Here is a 26554-nt window from a genome sequence, read left to right as displayed (position 1 = left end):
TAGTGCAAACCCATCGCAGCTACTGCGGCGATCGCGTCCGAGTTCCTGGGTTGAGTAATTGCAGCGCTCAGGCCTTGGTGGCGGGCAGCGGTTACTTCATCTCATCGGGGACGTCCTCGCCGGTGACCTTGCGAAACTCCTCGCTCACCCCGTCGACGTCTGCGACATAGGCGTGATGAAGCAGATCGGCGACGCGGTAGAGGATGCCTTGCGCGTACTCGGGCAGATGCTCCCCGGCGATGAACGCCTCAACCAGGGGGGCAATCGCCTCACGGAACCGGGCTCCGTCGACCAGCACCTTCCCAAATGCGGTGAGGCTCTGAATGTAGTCAGGTAGGTAGGCGTCGCGGTTGAGTTCGACCAGCTCGCCGTACAAGCGGACGGCTTCCGCAATGACCGTCACCGCCTCATCGCGCTGCCCGGTCTCGGCCAGCAGGTGCGCGTGGTTGTTCAACGAGGCGGCCAGGTTGGGCAGGTAGGCAGCGCGGTTGAGCTCGACCAACTCCCTATGCATGCGGACGGCTTCCCCGCAGACCATCACCGCCTCATCTCGTGCCCGTCGCCGAAACTTTCCCCGCCACCATGACCGCCACCCTGTCCCTGCTCGCCGTCCAGGGCGCTGCCTGGTCTCGGCCAGCAGGGCGGCGTGGTTGCTCAACGAGCCGGCCAGGTCGGGTAGGTAGGCGTCGCGGTTGAGTTCGACCAGCTCGCGGCGCAGGCGGACGGTTTCCTCGCTGATCGGTACGGCCTCGCGTCGCTGTCCGGTCTCGGCCAGATGGGCGGCGTGGTTGTTCAACGAGGTGGCCAGATTGGGTAGGTAGGCGTCGCGGTTGAGCTCGACCAACTCCCTATGCAGGCGGAGGACTTCCTCGCTGACCGTCACCGCCTCATCGCGCTGCCCGGTCTCGGCCAGCCGCAGAGAGTGGTTGTTCAACGAGGTGGCCAGATTGGGTAGGTAGGCGTCGCGGTTGAGCTCGACCAGCTCGCGGCGCAGGCAGACGGCTTCCTCGCTGATCAGCACCGCCTCATCGCGCTGCCCGGTCTCGGCCAGCGCCAGAGAGTGGTTGTTCAACGAGGCGGCCAGGTCGGGCAGGTAGGCAGCGCGGTTGAGCTCCGCCAGCTCGCGGCGCAGGCAGACGGCTTCCTCGCTGATCAGCACCGCCTCATCGCGCTGCCCGGTCTCGGCCAGCAGGGCGGCGTGGCTGTTCAACGAGGCGGCCAGGCCGGGCAGGTAGGCATCCGGGTTGAGCTCGGCCAACTCCCTTTCCAGGCGGACGGCTTCCGCAATGATCGGCACCGCCTCATCGCGCTGCCCGGTCTCGGCCAGCCGCTTCGCGTGGCTGTACAAGGACACGGCCAGGTCGGGCAGGTAGGCAGCGCGGTTGAGCTCCGCCAGCTCGCGGCGCAGGCAGACGGCTTCCGCACTGATCGGCACCGCCTCGCGTCGCTGCCCCGTCTCAGCCAGCAGGTTCGCCCGGTTGTTCAACGACACGGCCAGGCCGGGCAGGTAGGCATCCGGGTTGAGCTCGGCCAACTCCCTATGCATGTGGACGGCTTCCGCAATGATCGGCACCGCCTCATCGCGCTGCCCGGTCTCGGCCAGCAGGGCGGCGTGGCTGTTCAACGAGGCGGCCAGGCCGGGCAGGTAGGCATCCGGGTTGAGCTCGGCCAACTCCCTATGCATGCGGACGGCTTCCGCAATGATCGGCATCGCCTCATCGCGCTGCCCGGCCTCGGCCTGCAGGTTCGCCTGGTTGTTCAACGAGGTGGCCAGGTCGGGTAGGTAGGCGTCGCGGTTGAACTCGGCCAGTCGGCGCCATCTCCGGGTCGCCTCCTGGCCTTCGGCCAAGGCGCGGATATGCAGACCGGCGTTAGACAGGTGGCGCGCCAGCTTGTGGTGAATGTAGGCGCGAGCAACAGGGTCGGCATCGGGCAGTCGATACTCGGCCAGCCGGACGGCGAGCGCGGCGATCCCGATGTCCAGGTCGATGTGCCGGTGGCCGGGCAGGATCGCTTCGATCTTCTCCAGCAGCGCCGGGTCGATGTCGTCCAGGCGGGCCAGCCTCGCCAGCGCGGCACCTCCTGCGTGCAGGGCCAGTTCGGGGCGGGCGGTAAGTAGCGGATACAGCTGCCGTTGGGCCAGGTGCGGCCAGCGGCGGGAGGCTTCGATCAAGGTGATCAACCCATGTCGGATCCACACCGGCACGCGACCGCTGCCGGCACCTGGCTCGCTTGCTTCACCTGGTGCGGTCAGTAGCCGGGCGGGAGCGAGTGCGGCCCAGGAATCGGCCGGGAAATCGTGGGAATGGCGGGGTGTGGACAGAGCGAGAAAGTCTTCTCCTAGCCGGTCGGGATACAGCGGTTCCAGCACTGTAATCTCGCCGTCTCCTGCAACAGGCGGCGCAGATTGAGCCGTGCCGAAGGTCTCGGAGGGCGGGTAGCACACGGCGTGATCTTTTAGGAGTTGCCCGGGGTGTTCGCGCGACTCGATCGCGGCACCTTCCACAGCCGCCAGGCCGTCGGCATGCCCGAGGCGGCCGGTCAGCGTGGCGGTGTAGACGAGCTGACCCATCGCGTCCGGTGAAGTCGCCAGCGGCTTCTCTCGGCGATCGTGCAGCGCCTCCCAGTGGTCTCGCTCGCGGGCCAGCAGCACCTGCGACACCTCTACGGGGTCGGAGGGCGGTCCCTGGCCGCTGCCGGCGGTCAGGACCGCGGCCAGGGCTGCCATTTGTACGGTCAGCACCAGGCTGTAGGCCTCGTGCCACTCCAACGCCTCCGGCGGGTCGACCTGGCGCGCGTCCGGCCGCTCCAGCAGGTCGGCGAACCGGTCGCGGGCCGCGGCGAACAGGCCCTGGCGGGTGATGCCCGCCTCGCTCTCCAATGGCTTCAGCTCGCGCGAGGTCGCCGTTACGTGCAGGTCACGCTTGATACGGCCGCGCAGGCTCTGCCACCAGGTGCCGGAGGGGCGGGCCAGCAACAGCACCCGCACCGGCAGCCGCCCCCCGATCAGCGTGTCGCCCAGCAGGGTCAGTAGATCGCCGGTGTCCCACCGCTCGGCATAGTCCACCACGACCAGCACCCCGGCCGCCCGCTCAAAGTCCGGGACGGCGAAGGCCTTGGGGGCAGAGCGGTCACGCCGGTGGTGGGCCGACAGCACCACCCACCCCTCGCCCTGCCACACCTCGGCCACCCGGCCGGCCAGCCGGGTCTTGCCCTGCCCACCCGGCCCGTGAATCAGCTCGACCGCGACCCCCTCGCGCCCGGCCACCCTTGCCCCTGCCCTGTCCCGCCACGCGTGTAGTTCCCCCAGCAAGGCGTCACGGCCTGTGAAGTCGACCACCGCGTTGGCCGCCCGCAGCAGATCACTCGGCTGCTCCCAGTCCTGCGCCTTAGCCGGCGGAGGCGCAGGGGAGGGCCATGACGCCCACCGGTACGGCTCCCCATCCTTGTAGATGATCTGGTTGCCAGCGGCTTGGAAGACCTGGGCCAGCCCCGTGGCGTGCGCCTGTTGGCTCACCCGTTTCAAGCCGCGTTTGGCGCTCACCGCTTGTTGATGTCGCGGCCGGCCTGATACGACCGGCCACTCTCGGTGGTCTTCGCCCGCTGCCGTACCCGGGGCTGCTTCCGCCCGTCCGGGCTGGCGCTGCTCGCCGGGTCGTCAGGTGCCGAAGACGGCTTGGCCTGTCGCTCGTTGATGTCGCCGCCGGCCTGATAGACCTCGCCGTTCCCGCCGACCTCGGCCTCCTGGTCCACGTCGACGTCGACGGCACGACGGTCAGCGATCAGCCCATACAGCGCGACCGCTAGGCCGGCCAGGGCGACAAACAAGCCGAACACGCTGGCCAGCTTGTCGGCGTCGTCCAAGCCGACTCGCCACAGGTAGATACCCAGCCCTGCCAGGGCCGCCAAGGCGACCAGGCTGCCGGTCCAGATTAGTACGCGCCTGCGCATATCGGCATGATGGACCTCATCACAAGATCACACAACGCGCATGTGTGCTAACGCATCGAAAACGCCTGTTCACCCGAAACCGGTCGCCTCCCGAGCACCAACCCCAGGCGATGGGTTCAGGCAGGCTTTCTTGCGATGATCGGGAGCCGGGCATCCATGTTCAGCCTGACCTCGCCGTAGGGGCGCACGTGCTGCCAGAACAGCGGGGTCAGGCCGCGCCGGTCGGCCGGGGTGAGCAGGCCCGCCCACTGCTGGTCGGCGAGCACGTCCTGCAGCCGAAAGGTGGCCGTGGCCCCGCGACGTCCGACGACGAACATGTGGTCGTCCATGGTGCGCTCGCGAGGGGCTGCGTGCCGGGTCAGGCATGCCTCGATCGCCGAACTCCTCATAGCACCATCAACGATCGCACTCCCGCGCCGTGTCCACACCTGGTGCGCGAGAACCATCTGAATTGCGCGCGGCGCGTTCGGCCCGAGCACGCGCCCGGGCGCGAGCCAGCGACATCACACGCTGGCTCGCTTCCTTCTCACCGCGCTCCGCGTCCTGAGCCTGCACCTGCTGCACCAGCACGTGCATCTCGCGCTCGACGGCCGCACGCGCGATCGCCTCCTCCGCCGCCGCATCCGCCACCCGCTGCCGGCGAGTCCGCTCCTGCTCGCGCTCGCGCATCGCCGCGGCGGCGATCTGCGCCTCCCGCTCCTGGCGGCGCCGCTCCACCTCCGCACGGGCCCGCCTGAACGCCTCGTTCGGCCCCTCCGGCTGCCGCACCGCGACAGGCGCAGGAGCCAGAGCCTCCTCACGGCTCATTCGGGGCGCGGGCGCCACCAGCTCGACGCCGGCCGCGGCCGCCCTCGCCTCCCATTCACGCCTGCGCGCAGCCTGCTCCGCCCGCTGTTCGGCCAAAGCCGCCGCCACTCGCTGCGAGCGCGACGGCAGGACCTCGCCGTCCTCGTCGAGCCACGCCGACAGGCGATGCCGGACCCAGCCCGGGACATGCCGCAGCTCGCTGGTCGACGACCACGCGTAGGTCCACACGCTGTCATCCGCCCGCACGTCGAGGGCGTGCAGCACGTCAGCGACCGTCCATCCCGCCTCGAAGAAGGGCTTCAGCATCCACCGCAGATACCAGGCCGTCATCCGGCGCAGCGGCAGCGACTCCTGGCGAAGCCGCTCGCAGGCCCGGAGTCGATCTCGTTTGGTCCTCGCCGTCGCGTGCAGGGTCCAGGCAGGCGAAATGCGGGAATGATCACGAGAGGAAGGACCTGCCTCGCGTGTGCGCGTGGGACTTCTTGTTTCTCTCCTCAGGAGAGAAACGGAAGGGGGTTCACTTGTGCTGTCGTGCAGGTCAGCAGGTTGATCGTTCTTCGGTTTCGCGGGGGCGCCGAGGCGCGCACAGCACCCAGACCGCCGCCCTGTTGCCGTAACCGTCGTCGTCCAGGCCCGCTTTCGTGCCCTTGCGATAGCGGACGGTGGTGCCCTCTTCGACGACGCCGAGCCAGCCGCGTTCTCTGAGCCAGCGGACCCAGCGCTTCACGGTCGCCTTGCCCAGGCCGGTCCGCTCCATGATCTTCGCGACTGTCGGCCGCGAGCACATCGTCCTCCAGTCGGCCGCCCAGCAGATCACGTTCGCAATCCGAACGAGATTGGAGTAGCCGTCCACGCGCAGGTCCAGGACCTCCAGGTCCTCCTTCAGCGCACGCAGCCACTCCTTCTGCGCGCCGGCTCGGCGCATCCCGCGCGGCACCGCCGCCGCGATGAGCGCCCTCGAAGGCCGCATTGCAAGATCCGACGTGTTCGACACGCCGGTGAACACGGTCCAGCGAACGCCGTTTTGGCGCTGCTGGCCGGGCGTTTTAGGCACGGGTGTCCGACACGCCACGGTTCCTGATTCCGGGCATGCTGGCATGACCCCGTGGCCGCCAGCTATCATGGCGAAGCCTCTACTTCCTGAAAGAGGTCATACAAAGAGCCGACGAGGCACCAGCCAGGCGCCGGGTCGGTGAATAAGCCGGACGATCCTCCTTGTCGCTCAGCTCACTAGGCGGCCAAACCAAGGGAGAGCTGAGGAACGTAGTGGATCGCTCGTCCTGAGAAACGCCCCGCCCTGCGGGGCTTTCTTACTGTCTGGGGGTTGTCTCCTTCATCGCGTGCTGGCCACTGGTCTAGGCAGCCGCCATCTCGTCGTTGCGGTCGAGCGGGAGTGCCTCCTGGGCATGGGTCTCGACCTTCTTGTTGGGCTTGAGGGCTGCGGCGAGGATGCGCTCCACCGTCGCGGCGAATTCGGCGATGGTGCCGAGCAGGCCGACGCCCATCATGGTGTGCCCCTGGTCGCGCCCGCTCTCCTGCCACTGGGCGAGCCCGCCGGGGTGCAGGAACGGGATCGCGTTCATGATCGACCCGTTGCCCTTGCCGTTCCTGACGTAGTCCACGGCCCGGTCGAACATCGCCCGGTCGTCGCAGAAGACGCCGATCGCCATGATCGAGGCGATGGCGCACAGATCCCAGTTGGCCCAGTAGTTGGTGATGCAGGCGCCGTTGTGCCGGGTCAGGAAGCTCTCGTTCAGGGGGTGGAAGACGGTGCGGAGCATGGTCCGGAACCGCTCCGCCTCGAACCCGGGACAGCCGCGCATCAGCTCGGCGGCGTTGGCGAACTGGTAACCGTAGATGCCGGCGGCGAGGAACCGGTCGGCGTTGCCGGTGATCGTCCTGAGCGTGGCCGACCAGGCGTTGAGGATGGCGCTCGCGGTGTCGGCGTGCGCCCTGTCGCCGCTGACGCGCCAGCGCAGCGCGTTCTGGTAGGCCGCGTGGACGTCGTTGTAGAGCTGCGGATAGTTCTGCCCGTCGCCGCCGCGCACCACGGTCGCCAGCGGACGCGGCTTCCAGGTGCTCCTCGAACGCCCGTTGGCCACCAGCTTGTCCCACCCGGCCTTGTACGGCTGCGCCCCGGCCCGCACGGCCGCCGCGATCCGGTCGAAGTCGGCCTGGGTGTGCAGCAGGCCCGGATGCCTGAACGGCGCCGCCGCCCGCTCCCCGGCCCACGCCCGGCCGCCCAGCGCGGGCAGCGCGGCCACCCCCGCCGCCGCCTTCAACAGGTCACGCCGGCTGGTCTGGAGACCCATGTCAGTCCTTTCGTCAAGACGAGACTCAAGACGAGCTCTCGGTCAGGAGACGGGCCGGGACCGCCGGCATAACGTTTCAGAGCGCGAGACGGCGCTGTTCTTCCTCCACGATCTGCCGGGCCAGCGCCTGCTCGGAGATGTCGACCGCGTCGGCGGTGGACTCGGCCAGGTCGCTGCGCCGGGCGTAGGCGTCGAACAGCTCCGCCTTGGCGCCCAGGAGGTCGAGCATGCGCTGGTCGACGGCGTCCACGGACAGCAGACGATGCACCTGCACCGTGCGTACCTGACCCATCCGATGCGCCCGGGCCACCGCCTGGTTCTCCATGCTCGGCTTCACCTGCGGCTCACACATGATGACCACCGAGGCGGCCTGGAGGTTGAGTCCCACCCCGCCCGCCTGGATCTGGCTGAGCAGGACCGCGTGCCCCCTGGCCCGGGAGAACGCGTCCACTTCCTGCTGGCGACGCGCCGGCGTCAGGGCGCCGGAGATCGGGCCGTGGGCGCGACCGTCCAGCGCCGTCCGCACGACACCGAGGACATCGCGGAAGTAGGAGAAGACGATCACCTTGAGCCCGTTGGCCTGAGCGTCCGCCACCAGTTCCAGCAGCCGCTTGAGCTTGGCGGAGGTGTCGGGGCGGGCGTAGGCGGCGCGCCGCATGGCCATGAAGTTGCCCTCCGCGACGGCCTGACGGTAGGCGGCGAGGTCGGCGCCGCTGAACTCCACCCACTCCTCCACGTCGACCCGGCCGGGCAGCTCCCGCAACACGTCCTGCTGGTTGCGACGCAGGTACACGGGCGCGACGGCCCGGCGGAAGGCGTGCGCCCCGGCCACCACGTCGCTGCCGCGCAGCTCCGCGGCCAGGCCGGGCTGCAGGTACGCGACCAGCGTGCGGAACTCCTCCACCCGGTTCTCCATCGGCGTGCCGGTCAGGAACAGCACCCGTTCGGTGCGCCGGCACCACGCGGCGACCGCCTCGGCCCGCCTGGTTCGCGGATTCTTGACGTAGTGCGCCTCGTCCACCACCAGGAGGCCGACCTCCGTCACCGGGAGGCGGTGCAGGCCGTCCAGGGTCGCCACGGCGACCCCGCCCCGCCGTACCCACTCCTCGCGAGCCGCGTCGCGGCCGGGGCCGTGGAGGGGATGGACGGCCAGGGTGCTGCGCGATTCGATCTCCCGCACCCAGTTGACGAGCACGCTCGTCGGGCACACCACGAGAAAGTGCGTGGCCCCGCGCGCCTTCAGATGGGCCAGAACGGCGATGGCCTCGACGGACTTCCCCAGGCCCATCTCGTCCCCGAGGATCACCCGGTGCTGGGCCAGGGCGAAACGGGCGCCGAAGGACTGGTAGCCGCGCAACGACACCCGCCGGTGGGTGTCGTCGAGGTCCTGCGCGCCGACCTTCGCGAGCAGATCGTCGGGCAGGACTCCTTCGTCGGCCGCGACCGGTTCGCCCGCCACCTCCGCGAGCAGGCCGTAGTACTCCGCCGATCGGTGCTCGAAGTCCGACCACGCCTCGAACTCCGACGCCGCGGGCCGCAGCAGGTCCGCGGTCGCCTGGGCGAGCAGCAGCCTGGTCTCGCGCGCGTCGCCGAGCAGATCCGCGAGCGACGCCAGCGCGCTCTGGGCCTGTCCGCGCCGCTCACCGCCCGCGAACAGCATCCGCAGCCTGCTGCGCGCCGGTCTCGCCTCCTGCAGCAGCCGGTCGAGGCGCGTGTCCAGCGTCCGCGCCGCCTCCAGGGCGCGGGCCAGCTCGGGGCCGACGTTCACCAGCCGGTGCAGGGCGATCACGAGCTCGCCGCCGTGCCGGTCCTGGTGCTCGATGTCCAGCCGGATGCCGACCGCCTGCTCGACGGCCGTGGCGATCTGGCGGGCCGCCGCGTGCACCTGGGCCGCGGTCTGCGCCCCGATCCCCGGCAGCAACTGCAGCCGGTACGGCGTGGCGTCCAGGACCTGCAGCACCGTCGCGTACCCGGAGCGCTCCAGCGTGCCGATCCGTAACCGGCCGCCGGTGACGTCCTTGATCCGGCTGACCGGGATCGAGGCCAGCTCGGTCCGGGACAGGTCGGCCCGCACGTCCGCCAGCGCCCGCCGCACCGCCCGCAGGGCCTCGGCGTGCTCCCCGAGCAGCGCCCGGGCGTCGCCGAGAAGGAGACCGGCGTCCGCGCACAGCGCCCTGGCCTGTGCGGCGGTGAAGGAAGGCGTCATGCGGCCAGGCCCGCGTAGTGCGAGTCGACCGCGGGCTGTCCCGTGTAGTTGGGGCCGGCTCGGTCATCGGCGCCGACGAAGGTGAAGGGCAGCCCGGCCTCCCGCCGGCCCGCGCAGCGGATCCGCTTCGTTCGCGCGTCGTAGTCGAGGCCGGCGGCCCTCAGCGCGTGGGTCAGGCGCGCTCCGGCGGGCGCGCCGTTGTCGCGGCGGATGCTCCGGGCGTCGAAGTTGGCCACGAACAGCCCGTCCGCGGTCAGCCACCCCGCCGCTCGGGCGATCACGCCGAGCTTGTCGCCCACGTAGTGCAGCCCGTGTACGGACGTGATCAGGTCGAAGGACCCCGCCGGCTCCCAGGCGGTCACCGACGCGGTGGTCAGCCGGAGTCGTGGCGGGCGCGACGGGCCGGCGAAGAAGTCCACGAGATCCACGCCGACGATCTCCAGCTCGCCCGCGACGGCATGCGCGGCCTCGAAGAGCGCGAGGCCGGTGCCGCAGCACAGGTCGAGCCATCTGGCGCCGGGCCGCGAGGTCAGGAAGGCGGCGATGTCCAGGCCGAGCTCCCGGTCGTAGCCGCGGAGCCGGCGCTCGCGATTCATCCGGTTGTTGGCCACCACGGCCGAGCGCTCGAGCGCCTCGTGGTCGAGGAGAGGGGGCAACCGAGCCTCCGACATGAAGAAGACCCCAGCCCGAATCTCACGAGCTGGGGTCTTCTGCTGTGCGCCGCCAGGGACTCGAACCCCGGACCCGCTGATTAAGAGTCAGCTGCTCTGACCAACTGAGCTAGCGGCGCCCGCAACAGGTGTAACTGTAGCAGCCGCCGCGCACCACCCGCACACTCAACCGAGGCGGGAGGCCAGCCGGGTGTACGCGTCCAGCATCACGTCCCAGAACCTGTTCACGTCCAGGGACGTCGCGACCAGGGCGTTCGCGCCTCGATCGGCCACCTTGAAGTCCGTCACGGTCATCCCGGAGGTGTAGAGGCCGGCGGTCTCCACCCGGACCACGGCCGGGACGCAGGTGAACAGCGACGGGTCCAGGACGTAGGCGACCGCGCAGGCGTCGTGGATGGCGGGACCGCCCTCGGCCGTGACCACGCCGTACGACGTGGCGGCCGGCACGAGGAGGTCGGAGAGCCGGCCCAGGGGGCGCATGCGCTCCAGGACGTCCGTGGTGACCAGGGCGGTCAGCGTGACGTCCAGGCCGAACATCTTCACGGTCCAGCCCGCGCCGAACACGATCGCCGCGGCCTCCGGGTCGGCGAGCATGTTGAACTCGGCCGCCGGGTTGGTGTTGCCCCGCGTGTACGAGCCGCCCATGATCACGAAGTCGCGGGCCCACTCCACGACGCGCGGCTCCTTGCGCACCGCCAGGGCGATGTTCGTCAGCGGGCCGATGGCCACGAGCGTGATCTCGCCGGGGGCGGCGCGCAGGGTGTCGATGATGAAGTCCACCGCGTGACCGTCCTCGGCCGGGCGGGTGGCGGGGGGAAGCACGGCGTCGCCGAGGCCGGAGCTGCCGTGGACGGTGGCGGCGCGCACGTCGTGCCGCAGCAGCGCCCCTGGGCTGCCCGCGACGACCGGCACCTCCCCGAGGTCGAGGAACTCCCGCAGGGCCAGCGCGTTGGCGGTGGTGAGGGAGAGGTCCACGTTCCCGCCGACCGTGGTGATGCCGGCGATCTCCAGGGACGGAGAGCCGGCGGCCAGGGCCAGAGCCAGGGCGTCGTCGATGCCGGGATCACAGTCGATGAGGAGTTTTGTCACGGATGCACCTTATGGGGCAGGCCGGTGACGAGAGATCCCGGGCATGAGTCGGGGCCGGGCAGTTCCCCCAAACCTGCCCGGCCCCGATCGAAGGCGGTCCAGGCCGACGCTTCCCCCAAAACGCCGGCGGTCCCGCACTGCGGACCACGGTCCCCCTCCGCGTCCGCTCGGTAAAGGCTCTTCCGGCCAGTCGGCGTACCTTCTGACCTGCCTCGACACTACCGAGAGGAATGCAACGGACGCGTCATAACGGGGTCGAATATCGGCCTAATACGGCTATGAAAGCTCCAACCGGACCTCCGTTCCCTCCTGCAGGGAACGGCTGACCGTGCAGTACTTCTCGTGCACCCGCTCCGCCACGGCTCGGTAAACCGCGTCGGCCTCCTCCGACGGCAGCTCGACGTCGTAGGTGATCGTCACCGGCCCGAGGAGGTTCGGCTGGACCTTCTCCGACTCGACCGTCATCGCCAGCCGCACCAGCCGGTGTCCCCGCTGGGCCGTGAGCGGCTCCACGGTGACGATGTTGCAGCCGCCGACCGCGGCCAGCAACAGCTCGACCGGCGTGAAGACACCGTCCTCGTCGCCGCCGCCCATCCGGACCTCGGCGCCGCGGGCGTTCGTCGCCCTGAATCCGCCGTCTTCGGTCCGCTCAACACGCACGTTAGCCATGATTTAGACCCTACTCAGACACCTCTCATGTTCGGCACGCATCGTTGATCCCATGGTTGGTAAGGCGAAGACGGATCAGTGGCCCATCCTGTTCTGGTGCGGGGTCGCCGTGGCGGAGTTCGGGGCGATCCAGCCGGGTCTGGGGTTCCCGTGGCGTCCGACGGCCTACGCGATGGCCGGTCTGCTGGTGGCCCTGGGACTGCTCGCGGTCAAGGCCGCGGACCTGGTCCGGTCCGAGACGGCCCGGCAGCGGCTGCGGCTCGCGACGTACCTGGCCGGCGTGCTGGTGCCGGTCCACCAGCTCAGCTCCACCGCGTACGTGACGCCGCTCAGCCGCACCGGCTCCCTCATCCTGTACGGCATGGCGGCCGTGATGGCCGTCTGGCACCACGCCACGCCGCCGCCGGCCAAGGGCGTGCTGGTGGTGGCCTCCGGCCTCGGCACCGCCCGCCTGCGGGCCCTGCTCGCCGAGCGGGCCGAGCGCGCCGACGACACCGTGGTCATCTACCGCGCCGAGCGGATGACCGACGAGCTGCGCGCCCTCCAGGACGAGTACGGGCTGACCCTGGTCGTCGGCGACGAGCACGACCCCCGCGCCAAGGAGCGGGTCAGCGCCTCGGGACTGCGGCGGCAGGTGCCCGACATCGGCGCCCGCAGGGTGGTCGTGGCGGGCCCGCGTCCCTTCCAGCGGTACGTGCGCGGCGCGCTGTCCCGCCTGGCCGTCCCCGGGGCGCGCATCCGTACGGCCCAGACGATCTGACCCGCCAACGGATCACTTAGGGCGGCATTACGCCCCATGTGGGACGGTGGCAGCCGGATGGCGAGCAAGGAGGCAAGGTGACGACTTTTCCCGGTGGCACCCGTGTCGAGATGATCGCCGGCATTCCGGTCAGCGTGGACATCAGGACCCCGCTGCCCGTACGGGAGCTCACCCCCCTCCTCGACAACGCGTTCGCCTGGCTGCGCTGGGTGGAGACCACGTTCCACCCCTCGCGCGAGGACAGCCAGATCGGCCGCCTGAACCGCGGCCAGACCATCGAGCAGGTGCCCGAGCTGATCGAGGTGCTGCACCGCTGCGACGAGCTGAGCGAGGCCACCGGCGGCTGGTTCGAGGCCCGCCGCGACGGCGTCGTCGACCCGTCGGGCTACATCAAGGGCTGGGCGCTGGAGCGGCTCTCGCGCGCCCTGGCCAACACCGGCGCGGGCGACCATCGCATCGACGCGGGCGACGACATCAGGCTGCGCGGCTCGGCCGCCCCCGGCCGTCCCTGGGAGGTCGGCATCCGCGACCCGCGCACCGGCCTGGTGCGCGCGGTGGTGGCCGCGCACGACCTCGGCATCGCCACCTCGGGAGGCTCGCCGGTCGTCGATCCCCGAACGGGACGGCGGCGCACCGGTGTCGACGCGGTCACCGTGATCGGCCCCGACCTGGGCGTCGCCGACGCCTACGCCACCGCCATGTACGCGATGGGCCCCGTCCGCGCCCGGCGCTTCGCCGCCGAGACCGCGGTGCGGAGCCCGTACCAGAGCATGATCATCGAGGGGGACGGGCAGGAGTACGCGACGCCCGGCTTCGCCGCGCACGTCGCGCAGCCCAGCCTGGCCGGATAGCCGGCCGGGCGCCCGCGCCCGGAAGGCGCGGGCGGCCCGGCTAGGCGTCCGGGTGCTTGGTCAGGTATTCGATGTAGATGGGACGCAGCGCGTCCCCCAGCTCACCCTCACCCGCCGCCAGGGCGTCACTGAGCAGGGCCGAGACGCGGCTCAGGTCGGCGGCCGTCTCCTCCTCGTTGCCCGTGCTCGCCTCCGCGGCCGGGATGACCTTCAGCAGGTTCCACAGGAACCCCAGGTCCCCATGGCGCACGGCGTATCGGACGGCGCGATCGTGCAGCTCGCTCGCGGGCAACGACTCCAGGCCCTCGGTGTTCATCTCATCTCCTCCCTCGGGCCCTCCTTCCCTCTGCGAGCAGCCGATAACGGGCGCACCGGCCACCGCGCGACGACGCGTCGTGATCGCCGGGCGCGTAGGGTCGAAGCACGTCGGCCTACCGGGGCGCCTGCCGGAATGGGAGGATCTTCCAGCGTGAAGTTCATCATCAGGACCCTGGCGGCCGCGGTCGCCCTGTGGGTCGCCATCCAGTTCCTGGACGGCATCCAGATCACCACCGCCAAGTACACCCCCCAGTACTGGGGCACGCTGCTCATCGTGGCGCTGATCTTCGGTCTCATCAACGCCATCGTGAAGCCGATCGTCAAGACCCTCGGCTGCGCGATCATCGTCCTCACGCTGGGCGTGTTCCTGCTCGTCATCAACGCGGCCATGCTGCTGCTGACGAGCTGGATCGCCGGGCAGCTCGACATCCCGTTCCACGTGGACGACTTCTACCCCTCCGCCTTCTGGGGCGCGATCATCATCAGCGTCGTGAGCTGGATCCTCGGGCTCATCCTCCCGGACGGCGACTGACCTCGTGGAGCGCGCTCCCGTGATCCTCGACGGAGCCGGGCTGAGCTGCGGCGACGTCCACGCGGTCGCGCACGGCCGCGCGGAGGTCGCCGTCGGCCCGGCCGACCGGGCGCGCGCCGCGTGGGCCGCCGCCCGGGAGCTGACCGGGCCGGTGTACGGCCGGGCCACGGGCGTCGGCGCGAACAAGGACGTGGCGGTCGAGCACGGCGGCCACGACCTGCTGCGCAGCCACGCCTGCGGAGCCGGCCCGCTCGTCGCGCCCGAGCGGGCCAGGGCCATGCTGGCCGTCCGGCTCAACCAGCTCCTGGCGGGCGGGTCGGGGGTGGACCCGGCGGTGCTGCCGGTGCTGGCGTACGCGGTCAACGCCGGGTTCACGCCGCCGGTGCGCACGTACGGGGCCATCGGCACCGGCGACCTGACGGCCCTGGCGACGACGGCGCTGTGCCTGCTCGGCGAGCTGCCCTGGCACGGCCCTGAACAGGGCACCGGCCAGGATGCCGAGCAGGGCTTCCAGCAGGGCTTCCAGCAGGGTGAGGCGGGGGCGGCGCCGGTGTTCGCGCTCGCGCCCGAGGACGCGTTGCCGTTCATCAGCTCGGGCGCCGCCACCCTGGCCGACGCCGCCCTCGCCTGCCATCGCCTGCGCGAGCTGCTCGACGCGGCGGTCGGCGTCGCCGCCCTGTCGTTCGCGGCGGCCGGCGCCTCGGCGGAGCCGCTGGCCGCGGCCGTCCAGGAGGCCCGCCCGCACCCGGGGCAGGCTGCCGTCGCCGAGCGCCTGCGCGCGCTGCACGCCCCCGGGCCGTCCGCGCGCGTCCAGGATTCGTACGGCTACCGCGCGTTCGCCCAGGTCCACGGGGCCGCACTGGACGCCCTCGGCCGGGCCGAGCGTGCCGTCGAGACCGACCTGAACGCCGCCACCGAGAACCCCCTCGTCTCCGGATCCCTCGCCTGGCACAACGGCAACTTCCACTCGGCGCCCGTCGCCCTGGCCCTCGACGCGCTGCGCGCCGCCCTGGTGCAGACGGCGCAGCTCGGCGCGGCGCGGCTGGCCACGCTGATGGACCCGGCGTACACGGGCGGGCTGCCGTTCCTGGCCGACCGTCCCGGGGCGTCGGGGGCGATGATCCTGGAGTACGTCGCCCAGGACGCCCTGGCCGAGCTGCGCCACCTGGCCGGCCCGGTGACGACCGGCACGGCGGTGATCTCCCTGGGCACCGAGGACCACGCGGGGTTCGCCACCCAGGCGGCCCGGCAGGCGCTGCGCTGCGTGGAGCCGTACGAGATCGTGCTGGCCTGCGAGCGCGTCGCCGCGACCCGGGCCCTGGACGGCCCCGCCCCGGACCGCCCGCTGACCGGCGACCTCGACGCGGCCCTGTCCGTCCTCCGCGCCCCCTGACGTGAAGGGGGAAGGAGCTCACTCCTCCAGGAAGTCGCGCAGGGCCTTCACCAGCGCCTCCGGGCGGTCCTCCGGGATGAGGGTGTAGCTGTCGGCGATCTCGACCAGCCGCGCGTCCGGGAACAGCTCCGCCAGCCCGCGGCCGTGCGCGCGCGGCATCAGCCGGTCCTCGGCCGCCCAGACCACCAGCACCGGCCGGTCGAAGCCGCGCATCCGCTCCGCCCAGTCGAGCAGCACCTCCTTGGCCGGCGTGGACCGGATGTAGGCGGCCAGGTCGCGGCGGATCGCCGGATCGGTCGCGGCCGGCCGGAACCAGCCGTCCATCACCTCGTCCGCGACCGGCCGCTTGCTCATCCATCCCCAGCCGCCGGGGGCGCGGCGCATCGCGCGCAGGCGCAGCGCCTTCATGGTCAGCCAGAGCCCGCCGGGGATCCGCGCGGCGGCGGCGATGGTCCGGCCCGGCAGCCCCGGCGGGTAGTTGTCGAACGCCTCGCACGCCGTCAGCACCAGGCGGCCCACCCGCTCGGCCCGGCCCTCGGAGACGAGCACCTGCGCGCCGCCCCAGTCGTTGAGGACGAGGGTCACCTCGCGCAGGCCGAGCCGTTCCAGGAACTCGCCCACGAGGAGCGCGAGGCCGCGCAGCGACAGATCGGCGCCGGGCCGCATCGGCCGCCGGTGGCTGCCCAGCGGCAGGGTGGGCAGCACGCACCGGTATTCGCCCGCCAGCTCCGGGACGACCTTGCGCCACACCGTGGAGTCGATGGTCAGTCCGTGCAGGAAGACGACGACGGGCAGGTCGCCGCCGGTGTCCGTGTACTCGATCACTCCCGCGCTCAGCTCGATCTCCGGCACGTCCGCCTCCGCTCGTCGGGGTCCCCGCGATGATCGTTCTTGATAGATCGCTCTAGCGATAGAGTAACGACCATGAACGCGGGGCCCGCGACGGGGAGACCGTCCACCAAGGAGCGCATCGTGACCGCCGGCGCCGAGCTGTTCCGCCGGCAGGGCTACACCGGCACCGGCCTGAAGCAGATCGTGGCCGAGGCCGAGGCGCCGTTCGGCTCGGTCTACCACTTCTTCCCCGGCGGGAAGGAGCAGCTCGGGGCGGAGGTGGTGCGCACCTCCGGAGCCGCGTACGGCCGGCTGTTCACCGCCGCCATGGAGACCGCGCCCGACCCGGTCACGGGCGTCCGCGACTTCTTCACGGGTGCGGCGCACACGCTGGTGGAGACCGGCTACGCCGACGCCTGCCCGATCGCCACCCTCGCGCTGGAGGTGGCGAGCACGAACGAGCCGCTGCGCCAGGCCACCGCCGAGGTCTTCACCGGGTGGATCGCGCTCGGCACGGCCGCGTTCGCGAAGGCGGGGGCGGGGGAGCGGGAGGCGCGCGAGCTGACGATCGCGCTGCTGTCGGCGCTGGAGGGCGCGTTCGTGCTCGCCAGGGCGCTGCGCAGCACCGAGCCTCTGGAGGTCGCCGGGGAGTCGGTCGCCGCGCGGGCGTCGGCGCTGCTCGCCGCGCCGTGACCGGGCAGGGGCGACGTCTCGCCGTGACCGGGCAAGCGTGGCGCCTGGCCGGTCAGGCGTCCGCGGCGGGGGTGTCGGCGGCGGGGGTGTCGGCGAGGGCGTCGCGGACGGTCATCAGGGCGAAGCCCAGCAGGTTGGTGCCCCGCCACGTCGACGGGGACGCCGCGCGCTCGTCGCCGGCCGTCAGGCCGATGCCCCACACCCGGTCGTTCGGCGCCGCCTCCACCAGGACGCGGCCGGCCGTGCCCGCCAGGAAGCGCCGCAGGTCGTCGTGCTGCCCGAACTTGGCGAGGTTGCCCTGGACCACGATGGCGAAGCGGCGGGCGTTCCACCGCTCCTCGTCGAAGTGCCGCACCGTCCGGCCGAGCTTCTTGGCCTCGCCCGGGTGACCCGCGGCGAGGATCGCCTCCGCCGCCTCGTCGTCGCCGAACAGCCACGCCTTGTGGGCCATCATGTAGTGCTCGGCCGAGGCGAACGTGTGCCCGCCGGAGGTGAAGGTGACCGGCCACCACTGCGACAGGCAGCCGGGGCCGACGCCGCCGTCGCGGGCCGGGCGGTGGCCCCAGAAGTAGAGGTAGCGCAGGGCGCGGCCGGCCTGCTCGGCGGCGACGGCCTCGTCGAGGGTGCGGGGGAGGGGACCGGACATGGCCCACACCGTGACACATCCGCGCGCCGGTGGTCGAGCCGATATCCGGCCGGACGGGACGAGCCCGTGCCGCCGGTGGAAATGCGCTGGCGGGCGGCGGACGGGGTCTGGTTGCGTGGAGGCATGGGGACGACGACGCGGCGGAGCTGGAAGGAGCTGCCCGCCGGGCTGCGGCGCGAGGTGGCGCGGCGGCTCGGGGGCGAGATCCGGGGGTTCGGCGACCGGCCGGGCGGGTTCTCGTACGGCGTGCTGGGCGTGGCCGAGTTCGGCGAAGGCGCAGGCGAGAACGGCGGCGGGCAGGTGTTCGTCAAGGCGGTGCCGAGCGAGGACGGGGACGGCTACCGGGAGGAGGCGGTCGTCGCGCGGGCCCTGCCCGTCACCGTGCCGAGTCCTCGGCTCCGCTTCGCGGTGGAGCGGGACGGCTGGGTGCTGCTCTGCTTCGGCGTCGCGCCGGGCCGGCCGCCGCACGAGCCGTGGCTGCGGCACGAGCTGGACGCGGCGCTGGACGCCCTCACCCTGTGCGTACGGGAGCTGACGCCGTCCCCTCTCACGGAGCTGCCCACGGTCGCCGGGCGGATGGCCGGGCGGTGCGAGACGTGGCGGTCGCTGGAGGCGGCCGGCGTCACCGGTGACACGCTGCTCCACTTCGACCTGCGCCACGACAACGTCCTCGTCGCGCCCGACGGCGTCGCCAGGGTCGTGGACTGGGGCCGGGCGTGCCTGGGGCCGGGCTGGGTGGACCTGGTGTGCCTGCTGCTCCTGTCACGGGCGGACGGCGTGGACCTGGAGGAGACGTTCCTGGCGCATCCCCTGGGGAGGGGCGCGCCGCCCGGCGCGGTGGACGCGTTCCTGGTGGCGCTGGCCGATTACTGGACGCGCACGGCCGCGCTGCCGGGGCCCGCGCACGCCCCGCACCTCCGGGACCGCCGTGAGCGGTCACGCGCGGCCACGATCGGCTGGCTGCGCCGGAGGTGGGGCACGAGAGGCGCCCGCCCGTCAGGGGCGGGCGCCTCGAAAAGGGGGCGCTCGTCGTGAGGCGAGCCCGAGCCCGGGAGGGCGTCAGGTGCCGTCGATGAGGCGGACGGCGATGGCCGGGCTGAACTGGCCGGCCGGGACGCCGGACGCGATGCCGCAGTTGCCGTCCGAGTCGCCGGGCACCTTCACCCACAGCAGCATCTCGGCCGCCCCGCCGGCCTGGGCCGGGACGCCGAGCTTGCGGCCGGCCGGGTTGCACCACTCGCCGTTGGAGCCGTTGCCGTTGCGGCTGGTGTCGATGACGAACGTGGCGGTGCCGCCGAGCGCGGAGTCGACGGCCTTGGCGTAGGTCGCCGACTCGCTGGTGGTGTAGTAGTTCGAGACGTTCACCGAGAAGCCGCGGATGTTGCGCACGCCCGCGCTGGTCAGGCGCGTGGCCATGGTGCCCGCCGCGACCCAGCCGGAGTTGCCGCCGTCGAGGTAGGCCCACGTGTTGGTGGCCTTGTCGCGGAACTGCTGCGTGGCGTACGTGAGCATGCGGTTGCGCTCCTGGACGGCCGCGTCGCTCATGCAGTTGAAGTCGCCCAGGCTGTCGGGCTCGATGACGACGACCGCGGGACGGCTGCCGATGCCCGAGGCGAACGCGGAGATCCACGTCTTGTACGCGGCCTCGCTCCCGGCGCCGCCGCCGGAGTGGCCGCCGCAGGCGTCACGCCCGGGGATGTTGTAGGCCACGAGGACGGGCAGCTTGCCGGCCTTGTCGGCGGCGGCCACGTAGGAGGAGACGGCCGAGCCGATGTCGCTGTTCCAGTTGCCGAACCAGCGGGCGATCGGCTTGGAGGAGATGGCGGAGCGGATGCGGGCGGCGCGGGAGTCGCCGGAGTTGTTGCGCACCCAGGTGGCCGGGTTGGAGTCGGGGTCCACGTAGAAGCCGTCGGTCTGGGCGAGCGGACCGGAGCCGGGCTTCGGGGTGGTCGTGGCCGTCGTGGTGGGCGTCGGCTTGGGAGTGGCGGTCGGCTTCGGGGTGCTCGTCGGCCTGGGGGTCGCGGTCGGCGTGGGAGCCGGGGTGGAGGAGGACGCCTCGGTCAGGGAGACGTTGTCCACGGAGAAGGTGAAGCCGGCGTTGCCGCCGAGCTGGAAGGACACCTGCCCGCCGGTCGTGGCCAGGGTCGAGGTGAAGGGGAAGCTGTAACGCTTGCTCGTGGTGCCGAGCGAGAAGGTCTTGGTGAGCGTCCGCGTGTACGGCGAGGCGGCGAGCTGCACGGTGGTGACGGCGCTGACCGGGGCCGAGGCGGAGGCGTCGAAGGAGAGCGTGTAGGCCTTGCCCTTGGCCAGGGTGATGGCGTTCTGGCCGACCATGGCGTCCCAGGCGTTGGCGGTGCCGCCGGTCACCTTGACCTGGAGCCTGCCGCCGCTGACGGCCATCGAGGTGTCGGCGGAGTTCCACCAGGGCGTGGTGCCGCCGGCGAAGGTGCCGTTGACCACGAGCTCGGCCGCCGCGGAGGCGGGGGTGGCGGCGGCGGCCGTGGCCACCGTCGCGGCCGAGGCGGTGATCGCCAGCACGCGGGTTAACAACCGCATCTATTCGTCCTTTCGGGCGATGCAATAACGGAGATCCAACTATCACAGGAGATCAATGATCATGTGACGAAATGTCGGAACATTGGTCAGGATCGCGTAGCTGGGGGCGGGCCGCACGTCAGGGGTATATACGCTGGCCAGTAGGGGTTCATGCGACTCGGGTGGGTTGGTAGGAAGAATCGACCTTGAGGAGGTTCCGCGCATGGATCTCGTACCGCTCGAACTCGAAGCGCTGGACGCCCGGGTCGCCGCCCTCGGCGGCGACCGATGGCTCGAACGCCTCCACCGGGGCACCCGCTGGGCCGAGGGCCCCGTCTACTTCCCCGCCGGCCGCTTCCTGGTCTGGAGCGACATCCCGAACGACCGCATGCTGCGCTGGGACGAGCTGACCGGCGCCGTCGGGCCGTTCCGGGAGCCGGCCGGCTACACCAACGGCAACACCCTCGACCGCGAGGGCCGGCTGGTCTCCTGCGAGCACGGCGCCCGCCGCGTGACCAGGACCGAGCACGACGGCCGGATCACGGTGCTCGCCGACCGGTGGGAGGGCAGGAGGCTCAACAGCCCCAACGACGTGGTGGTGCGCTCCGACGGCTCCGTCTGGTTCACCGACCCGCCGTACGGGATCCTCGGCCACTACGAGGGGCACCGCGCCGAGCAGGAGATCGACGGCTGCCACGTCTACCGGATCGACCCGGTGACCGGCGGGACGCGCGTCGTGGCCGACGACTTCGCCCGGCCGAACGGGCTCGCGTTCTCCCTGGACGAGAGCCGCCTCTACATCGCCGACACCGAGCGCAACCACGTGCGCGTCTTCGAGGTCCACGACGACGGCGGCCTGTCGGGCGGCAAGGTGTTCGCCGAGCACACCGGCAGAGGCGGTTTCGACGGGCTGCGGCTCGACGAGGAGGGCCGCGTGTGGGCGGCCGTCGGCGCGGCGCTGCACTGCTACCACCCCGACGGCGCGCTCCTCGGCCGGATGATCCTGCCGGAGGAGGCCTCCAACCTCGTCTTCGGCGGCCCCAAGCGCAACCGGCTGTTCGTGACGGCCACGACGTCCGTCTACTCGATGCTGCTGAACGTCAGAGGAGCCCGCCCGGTGTGGGCGGGCTCCTGACCGGGCTTCTCGGAATCAGGCGAACGCCCAGGCGAACAGGTGCAGCTCCCCGTCCTCGGGCGTGGAGAACGTCACGCTCCTGACCGTCTTGGCCGGGTCGAGCGCGATCGGCTGCGCCGCGAACACGTGCGTGCCGATCGGCTGCAACGCCCACGAGCCCCAGAAGAGCCGGAACGGCGCGCTGGCCACGATCTCGTTGCCGAACGCGGGCTGCGCCCCGCCGAAGTCCAGGATCCACTCGCTGAACCCGAGCTTCCCGGTGCCGGTCGAGCCGTCGGTGTAGGTGATCGTCACCTCCGTCTCGGGCCACCCGTTGACCCCCGCGCCGAGGAAGGCCAGCTTGGTGGCCCCGGCGGGCGCGGCCATCTCGATGGGCTGGGTGCCGGGCCGCAGGTTGTCCACCTGGCCGGGCCTGCGGTTGGGCCAGGTGAAGGAGAAGCCCTTCCAGGCGACCGTGGCGCCCGGCTTGAGGCCGGCGTCGGACAGCGAGTGCGCCGGGTAGCTGAAGCCCGGCCCGTCGATGTTGGCCTCGTCGGGCCCGGCGGCGTCGCCGATGCCGGCGTTGTTGTGGTACCAGGCGATCGTGCCGCGCTTGGCCACGTTGAGCCGCGTGCTCGCGGTCAGGTCGCCCACGGCGACGGGCACGGTCACCAGGTCCAGCCCCGTGCCGGCGGCCACGGAGATCCGCACCTTCACCGCCGCGCGGCCGCCGGCCGGCACGCTGAGCGTCCCGCTCGCCGGTGACACCGTGATGCCGGCGGGCGGCTTGGCCTGCCAGGTCACCGTGGCCGCCGCGCCGAGCGACTGGACCGACAGCTCCGCGTCCACCGCGCCGCCGGGCTCGACGGGCGCGGCGCCGGGGGTGAGACCGGCGAGGTACGGCTTGGAGCCCTGGCCGAACGACGGGGGCGCGTTGCGCGGGTCGGCGCCGAACGCCGGGTTGGGCGACGCGCCGAGCGTGAAGTCGAGCCGCCCGCCCTGGGTCGCGAACGACTCGGGCAGCCACGCCCTGCTCGTCGCGAAGCCGTTCACGCGCAGCGTCTGGATGTAGCGGTTGGCCGCGTTGGGGGCGCTGACGACGATGTCGCCGGCCGGCCGGGAGACCGTGACCTTGTCGAACAGCGGCGTGCTGACCAGCAGCTCGGCCCGGCCGGGGATGGCCGGGAACAGGCCCATGGCCGACCACACGTACCAGGCGCCCATGGTGCCGAGGTCGTCGTTGCCGACGAGCCCGTCGGGGCCGGACTTGAACAGCTCCTGCTGCACCCGGCGCACCAGGTTCTGCGTCTTGTACGGTTGCCCCGCCCACGCGTACAGCCACGGCGACTGCAGGGCGATCTCGTTGCCCAGGTAGGCGTACGGCTCGCGCGGTCCCGCGTTCAGCTTCTTGAAGTACTCGTCGAGCCGGGGGACGACCTTGCCCAGGCCGCCCATCGCGGCGAACAGTCCCTGCGGGTTGTGCGGCACCATCCAGTGGTACTGGGCGCCGTTGCCCTCCATGTAGACGTCCGGCGCGGCCGGGTCGAAGGGCGCGGTGAACGATCCGTCGCCCGTGCGCGGCTGGATCCACCCGTTGCCCGGGTTGTACAGGTTCTGCCACGACTGGGCGCGCTTCATGAACTCCGTGGCCGTCGTCTGGTCGCCGAGCCGGCCGGCGAGCTGCGCGATCCCGAAGTCGGCGACGGCGTACTCCAGCGTGGACGACGGGTCGGACGGCACGTAGCCCTTGGCCATGTAGTCGGCGTTGCCGGGCCGCTCGTCGTACTGCGCCTCGGGGTGGCCGATGTCCTTCGCGCCGACGCGGCGGGCGGCCTCGGCCATCGCCTTCAGCGCCGGGCCCGCGTCGAAGTCGCGGGCGCCGAAGGCGTACATGGTGGACAGGATGCTGTGGTACGGGTCGCCGACCATGACGCCGGTGACGGCCGTCTGGTGCGACCAGCGGTCCCAGACGTTGCCGATCGCCTGGGCGTTGTCGTACATCGACTGCGCGATGTCGGCGGCCACGTCGGGCGCGAGCAGCGCGAGGAGCTGCGCCTCGGAACGGTAGATGTCCCAGCCGGAGAACGTCGCGTACTGGTGGTGCCCGGCCCGCACGGTCCTCGGCTTGCCGTCGAAGCCGGTGTAGGTGCCGTCCACGTCCTCGAAGACGTACGGCTGGAGCAGCGCGTGGTACAGGTTGCTGTAGAACGTGCGCCGCTGGTCCTCGGTGCCGCCGGCGATCCGCACCTGGCCGAGCCGCTTGTCCCAGACGGCCGTGGCGTCCTGGCGCACCTGGTCGAGGGTCTTGGCGCCGATCTCCTTGCCGAGGTTGGCCCGCGCGCCGTCGATGCTCACGTACGACAGGCCGACGCGCATCTGCACCGGCCTGGCCGGGTCGAACTCCAGGTACGCCCCGGAGCCGGGCCCGTCGACGGTGACGTCCTCACCGGTGACCAGGTCGGCCCGGGCGCGGGCCTTCGAGGCGTCGTCCGTGGTCTGCGTGCCCGGCCGCACCTCGTCGTTCTTCCACGTGCCGTAGCCGGTGAACGGCTGGTCGAAGGTGGCGTGGAAGTACACCTTGTAGCGCAGGGGCGGGCCGCAGAAGCCGCCGGTCTTGATCCAGCCCTCGACCGTGTTCTGGCCGACGCGGGTCTCGCCGTCGTCCACGCCGTTGATGGAGCCGCTGGTGTTGAGCAGCAGCGTGGCGGGCTTGCCCGCCGGGAAGGCGAAGCGGGCGACGCCGGCGCGGGCGCTGACCGACAGCTCGGTGGAGATGCCGGTGTCGAGCGTGCTGCTGTAGAAGCCGGGCGCGGCCTTCTCGTTCTCGTGCTTGTACGTCTGGACGTAGTCCATGCCGTGCGTGGCGGGGGAGCGGCCGATCTTCCCGGAGAAGGGCATGACGGGGAAGTCCTGCGCGCCGTTGCAACCGGGCCCGGAGATGTGCGTCATCGAGAAGCCGCGCAGCCGGTTGTCCTCGTACCGGTAGCCGCCTCCGGCGCTCTCCACGGTGTCGGGGCTCCACTGCATCATGCCGAACGGCAGGACGGCGCCGGGGAACGTCATGCCGCCGCCTCCGCCGTGACCGAAATCGAGCGCCGCCTCCTTCGTGCCGTGGAACACGTTGACCAGCTCCACCGGGCTGATCACGCTGCCCGTGTCGTCGGTGGCGACGGCGCGCGGCGGGGCGCCGGGCGGCAACGCCAAGGCGGCGAGCAGGACGGTGACAGTGGATACGGATAAGGACCACGGGGACATGCGGGCCTCCAAAAGGCGGTTTGCTGCATCGAAACGCCGGTCGTCGGAGGCGGTCAACGAGCAGAAACGACGGCCAGAGCCTGCCAGTGGCGCGGGCCGCCGCAGGCCCGAATAGGGGTTGGCGCGGCCCCGGGGCCGTTGGCACATTCGCAGAAGGTCCCTGTGCCGCACACCAGCCGGAGGAGTTCCCGCGATGACTGTCTCGCCCCCGGTCCCGATCGGCGACTCCGCAGACTCCCTGCTCGACGGCCGGGCGCCCGAGGTACGGCTGGGACGGCTGCTCGACCCGGGCTCGGCCGTGCCGCTCCACGACGACGACGGCAGCGGCGTCCAGGCCGTGCACGGGCTGATCGACGGGCTGCCGGTCGTGGCCTACTGCACGGACGCCCGGCTGATGGGCGGCTCGCTCGGCGCGGCGGGGGCGCGGCGCGTCGTCGAGGCCATCGACACGGCCGTCCTGCACGGCTGCCCGGTGATCGGCCTGTGGCACTCGGGCGGTGCCCGGCTCGCCGACGGGGTCGAGTCGATGGACGGCGTGGGCCGGATGTTCGCCGCGATGACGCTGGCCTCGGGCGTGGTGCCGCAGATCTCGGTCGTGCTCGGCCCCGCGGCCGGAGCCGCCGCCTACGGGCCCGCCCTCACCGACGTCGTCATCATGGCCAGGGACGCCCGGGTCTTCGTGACCGGGCCGGACATCGTGCGCAGCGTCACCGGCGAGGTGATCGACATGGCCGGGCTCGGCGGCCCGGACACCCATGGCCCGAGGTCGGGCGTCGCGCACGTCACGGTCGCGGACGAGGAGGAGGCGTACGCGCGGGCGCGCCGCCTGGCCGGGTTCTTCAGCCGGCCGGGCACGTTCGACCTGACCGCCCCGGCCTCGCCCCTTCCCGATCCGCGGGGGCTGCTGCCGGAGTCGCCGCGCCGCGCGTACGACGTGCGCCCGCTCGTCCACGCCCTGCTCGACCGCGACGCCGGCGGGCCCGTCTTCGAGGAGCTCCAGCCGCGCTGGGCGGCCAACGTCCTGACCGGGCTCGGCCGGCTCGCCGGCCGGACCGTCGGCGTGCTGGCCAACAACCCCATCCGCAAGGGCGGCTGTCTCGACTCGCTGTCGGCCGAGAAGAGCGCCCGGTTCGTGCGCATGTGCGACTCCCACGGCGTCCCGCTCGTCGTGCTGGTGGACGTCCCCGGCTACCTGCCGGGCGTCGACCAGGAGTGGGGCGGCGTCGTGCGGCGCGGCGCCAAGCTGCTGCACGCCTTCGCCGAGTCCGTCGTGCCCCGCGTCACGCTGATCACCCGCAAGGCGTACGGGGGCGCCTACATCGCGATGAACTCCCGCTCGCTCGGCGCGACCGCGGTCTTCGCCTGGCCGGACGCCGAGGTGGCGGTCATGGGCGCCGAGTCGGCCGTCGGCGTGCTGCACCGCAAGCGGCTCGCGGCGGCGCCGGAGCACGAGCGCGAGGCGCTGCGCGCCGTCCTCACCGAGGAGCACCGCCGGATCGCGGGCGGCGTGGAGCGGGCGACGGCGCTGGGCGTGGTCGACGAGGTCATCGCGCCGGAGACCACGCGCCTGCGGCTCGCCGAGGCGCTGGCGCGCGCGCCGCGGGCCCGGGGGCGCCACTCCAACATCCCCTTGTGAACCCTGCCGTCCACCAGGAGGCACCATGTCACCCACCGTGTCCCAAGAGATCACCGCCGTCCTCGTCGGCGGGCCCGAGCACCTGCCGGTGGACCGGCGCGTCCAGCGGGTCAGCGCCGGCACAGACACGCTCAAGCTGCCGCACGGCGCCGGCTACGAGCACTTCCGGCACCACGGCGAGAGCACCACGGTCGACGGCGCCGACGCCCTGGTCTTCCAGTGGGTCATGCACACCGCCATCGCCGAATGACGCACGCGCCGGGGCCCCGCCGGGTGACCTCTCCC

General features: G+C 71.9%; 24 protein-coding genes and 1 tRNA gene. 9 read left to right on the top strand and 16 right to left on the bottom strand.

Annotation, left to right across the window (positions count from 1 at the left end; translation table 11 throughout):
- Positions 1-91: 91 nt before the first annotated feature.
- The 11 genes from HTZ77_RS25790 to HTZ77_RS25740 form a co-directional block, all read right to left on the bottom strand.
- The gene (locus HTZ77_RS25790) at positions 92-3544 is read right to left on the bottom strand and encodes a tetratricopeptide repeat protein (protein WP_175592279.1); all 3453 of its coding nucleotides are present in this window, start codon (positions 3542-3544) and stop codon (positions 92-94) included.
- Positions 3541-3951 carry a hypothetical protein gene (locus HTZ77_RS25785; protein ID WP_175592278.1) on the bottom strand — a complete coding sequence of 137 codons (411 nt, stop codon included), beginning with the start codon at positions 3949-3951 and terminating at the stop codon, positions 3541-3543. Before HTZ77_RS25785 ends, HTZ77_RS25790 begins: the two co-directional genes overlap by 4 nt.
- Positions 3952-4067: 116 nt before the next feature.
- Entirely contained in the window at positions 4068-4340 is a 273-nt protein-coding gene (locus HTZ77_RS25780; RefSeq protein WP_205303516.1) for a hypothetical protein, read from the bottom strand.
- A gap of 7 nt (positions 4341-4347) precedes the next feature.
- On the bottom strand, positions 4348-5064 hold the full coding sequence (locus HTZ77_RS25775; protein WP_175592277.1) for a hypothetical protein: 717 nt from the start codon (positions 5062-5064) through the stop codon (positions 4348-4350).
- A gap of 232 nt (positions 5065-5296) precedes the next feature.
- Positions 5297-5812, bottom strand: coding sequence for a helix-turn-helix domain-containing protein (locus HTZ77_RS47640; protein ID WP_175592276.1), 516 nt, complete (start codon positions 5810-5812; stop codon positions 5297-5299).
- Between the two features lie 301 nt (positions 5813-6113).
- Complete coding sequence (locus HTZ77_RS25765) at positions 6114-7070, bottom strand: alginate lyase family protein (protein ID WP_175592275.1); 957 nt, start codon at positions 7068-7070, stop codon at positions 6114-6116.
- Positions 7071-7146: 76 nt separating this feature from the next.
- Positions 7147-9276: a DEAD/DEAH box helicase gene (locus HTZ77_RS25760; protein WP_175592274.1), complete on the bottom strand. Its 2130-nt coding sequence runs from the start codon at positions 9274-9276 to the stop codon at positions 7147-7149.
- Positions 9273-9932 (bottom strand): class I SAM-dependent methyltransferase, encoded by a 660-nt coding sequence (locus HTZ77_RS25755; RefSeq protein ID WP_235995167.1) that lies wholly within the window; start codon positions 9930-9932, stop codon positions 9273-9275. Before HTZ77_RS25755 ends, HTZ77_RS25760 begins: the two co-directional genes overlap by 4 nt.
- Positions 9933-9992: 60 nt before the next feature.
- Positions 9993-10066 (bottom strand) — tRNA-Lys (locus HTZ77_RS25750).
- A 46-nt stretch (positions 10067-10112) separates the two neighbouring features.
- Entirely contained in the window at positions 10113-11036 is a 924-nt protein-coding gene (locus HTZ77_RS25745; RefSeq protein WP_175592272.1) for a nucleoside hydrolase, read from the bottom strand.
- A gap of 276 nt (positions 11037-11312) precedes the next feature.
- Positions 11313-11705 (bottom strand): OsmC family protein, encoded by a 393-nt coding sequence (locus HTZ77_RS25740; RefSeq protein ID WP_175592271.1) that lies wholly within the window; start codon positions 11703-11705, stop codon positions 11313-11315.
- A 52-nt stretch (positions 11706-11757) separates the two neighbouring features.
- On the opposite strand from HTZ77_RS25740, the gene HTZ77_RS25735 reads away from it, so the two are divergent.
- Together HTZ77_RS25735 and HTZ77_RS25730 are read left to right on the top strand one after the other, a co-directional pair.
- Positions 11758-12465, top strand: a complete 708-nt coding sequence (locus HTZ77_RS25735) for a ferredoxin reductase domain-containing protein (protein ID WP_175592270.1) — start codon at positions 11758-11760, stop codon at positions 12463-12465.
- 77 nt (positions 12466-12542) lie between these two features.
- The gene (locus HTZ77_RS25730) at positions 12543-13316 is read left to right on the top strand and encodes an FAD:protein FMN transferase (RefSeq protein WP_175592269.1); all 774 of its coding nucleotides are present in this window, start codon (positions 12543-12545) and stop codon (positions 13314-13316) included.
- A 40-nt stretch (positions 13317-13356) separates the two neighbouring features.
- Here HTZ77_RS25730 and HTZ77_RS25725 read toward each other — a convergent pair whose 3' ends face one another.
- Positions 13357-13632, bottom strand: coding sequence for a hypothetical protein (locus tag HTZ77_RS25725; RefSeq protein ID WP_175592268.1), 276 nt, complete (start codon positions 13630-13632; stop codon positions 13357-13359).
- 153 nt (positions 13633-13785) lie between these two features.
- Here HTZ77_RS25725 and HTZ77_RS25720 point away from each other — a divergent pair, with 153 nt between their 5' ends.
- Positions 13786-14166: a phage holin family protein gene (locus tag HTZ77_RS25720; protein WP_175592267.1), complete on the top strand. Its 381-nt coding sequence runs from the start codon at positions 13786-13788 to the stop codon at positions 14164-14166.
- 19 nt (positions 14167-14185) lie between these two features.
- Complete coding sequence (locus HTZ77_RS25715; protein WP_205303513.1) at positions 14186-15559, top strand: aromatic amino acid ammonia-lyase; 1374 nt, start codon at positions 14186-14188, stop codon at positions 15557-15559.
- An 18-nt stretch (positions 15560-15577) separates the two neighbouring features.
- Here HTZ77_RS25715 and HTZ77_RS25710 read toward each other — a convergent pair whose 3' ends face one another.
- Positions 15578-16411: an alpha/beta fold hydrolase gene (locus tag HTZ77_RS25710; RefSeq protein WP_175592265.1), complete on the bottom strand. Its 834-nt coding sequence runs from the start codon at positions 16409-16411 to the stop codon at positions 15578-15580.
- A 72-nt stretch (positions 16412-16483) separates the two neighbouring features.
- Between HTZ77_RS25710 and HTZ77_RS25705 the strand changes: the two genes are divergently transcribed.
- Complete coding sequence (locus HTZ77_RS25705; protein WP_175592264.1) at positions 16484-17083, top strand: TetR/AcrR family transcriptional regulator; 600 nt, start codon at positions 16484-16486, stop codon at positions 17081-17083.
- A 52-nt stretch (positions 17084-17135) separates the two neighbouring features.
- Here HTZ77_RS25705 and HTZ77_RS25700 read toward each other — a convergent pair whose 3' ends face one another.
- Positions 17136-17729, bottom strand: a complete 594-nt coding sequence (locus HTZ77_RS25700) for an NADAR family protein (protein WP_175592263.1) — start codon at positions 17727-17729, stop codon at positions 17136-17138.
- Positions 17730-17852: 123 nt separating this feature from the next.
- Here HTZ77_RS25700 and HTZ77_RS25695 point away from each other — a divergent pair, with 123 nt between their 5' ends.
- Complete coding sequence (locus HTZ77_RS25695; RefSeq protein WP_175592262.1) at positions 17853-18764, top strand: phosphotransferase; 912 nt, start codon at positions 17853-17855, stop codon at positions 18762-18764.
- Positions 18765-18788: 24 nt separating this feature from the next.
- Here HTZ77_RS25695 and HTZ77_RS25690 read toward each other — a convergent pair whose 3' ends face one another.
- Positions 18789-20285: a glycoside hydrolase family 6 protein gene (locus HTZ77_RS25690; protein WP_175592261.1), complete on the bottom strand. Its 1497-nt coding sequence runs from the start codon at positions 20283-20285 to the stop codon at positions 18789-18791.
- Between the two features lie 202 nt (positions 20286-20487).
- Here HTZ77_RS25690 and HTZ77_RS25685 point away from each other — a divergent pair, with 202 nt between their 5' ends.
- Positions 20488-21399 carry an SMP-30/gluconolactonase/LRE family protein gene (locus HTZ77_RS25685; RefSeq protein ID WP_175592260.1) on the top strand — a complete coding sequence of 304 codons (912 nt, stop codon included), beginning with the start codon at positions 20488-20490 and terminating at the stop codon, positions 21397-21399.
- A 15-nt stretch (positions 21400-21414) separates the two neighbouring features.
- Here the strand turns inward: HTZ77_RS25685 and HTZ77_RS25680 are convergent, their stop codons facing one another.
- Complete coding sequence (locus HTZ77_RS25680; RefSeq protein ID WP_175592259.1) at positions 21415-24633, bottom strand: GH92 family glycosyl hydrolase; 3219 nt, start codon at positions 24631-24633, stop codon at positions 21415-21417.
- A gap of 193 nt (positions 24634-24826) precedes the next feature.
- Here HTZ77_RS25680 and HTZ77_RS25675 point away from each other — a divergent pair, with 193 nt between their 5' ends.
- On the top strand, positions 24827-26269 hold the full coding sequence (locus HTZ77_RS25675) for an acyl-CoA carboxylase subunit beta (RefSeq protein ID WP_175592258.1): 1443 nt from the start codon (positions 24827-24829) through the stop codon (positions 26267-26269).
- Positions 26270-26294: 25 nt separating this feature from the next.
- A complete protein-coding gene (locus HTZ77_RS25670; RefSeq protein ID WP_175592257.1) occupies positions 26295-26519 on the top strand; it encodes a DUF5988 family protein in 225 nt (74 codons plus the stop codon).
- Positions 26520-26554: the final 35 nt, after the last annotated feature.

It is taken from the genome of Nonomuraea montanisoli (assembly GCF_013363975.1).
Taxonomy (GTDB): domain Bacteria; phylum Actinomycetota; class Actinomycetes; order Streptosporangiales; family Streptosporangiaceae; genus Nonomuraea; species Nonomuraea montanisoli.
Note: the sequence above shows the minus strand (reverse complement) of the source record. Positions and strands in the feature narration are given on the sequence as shown.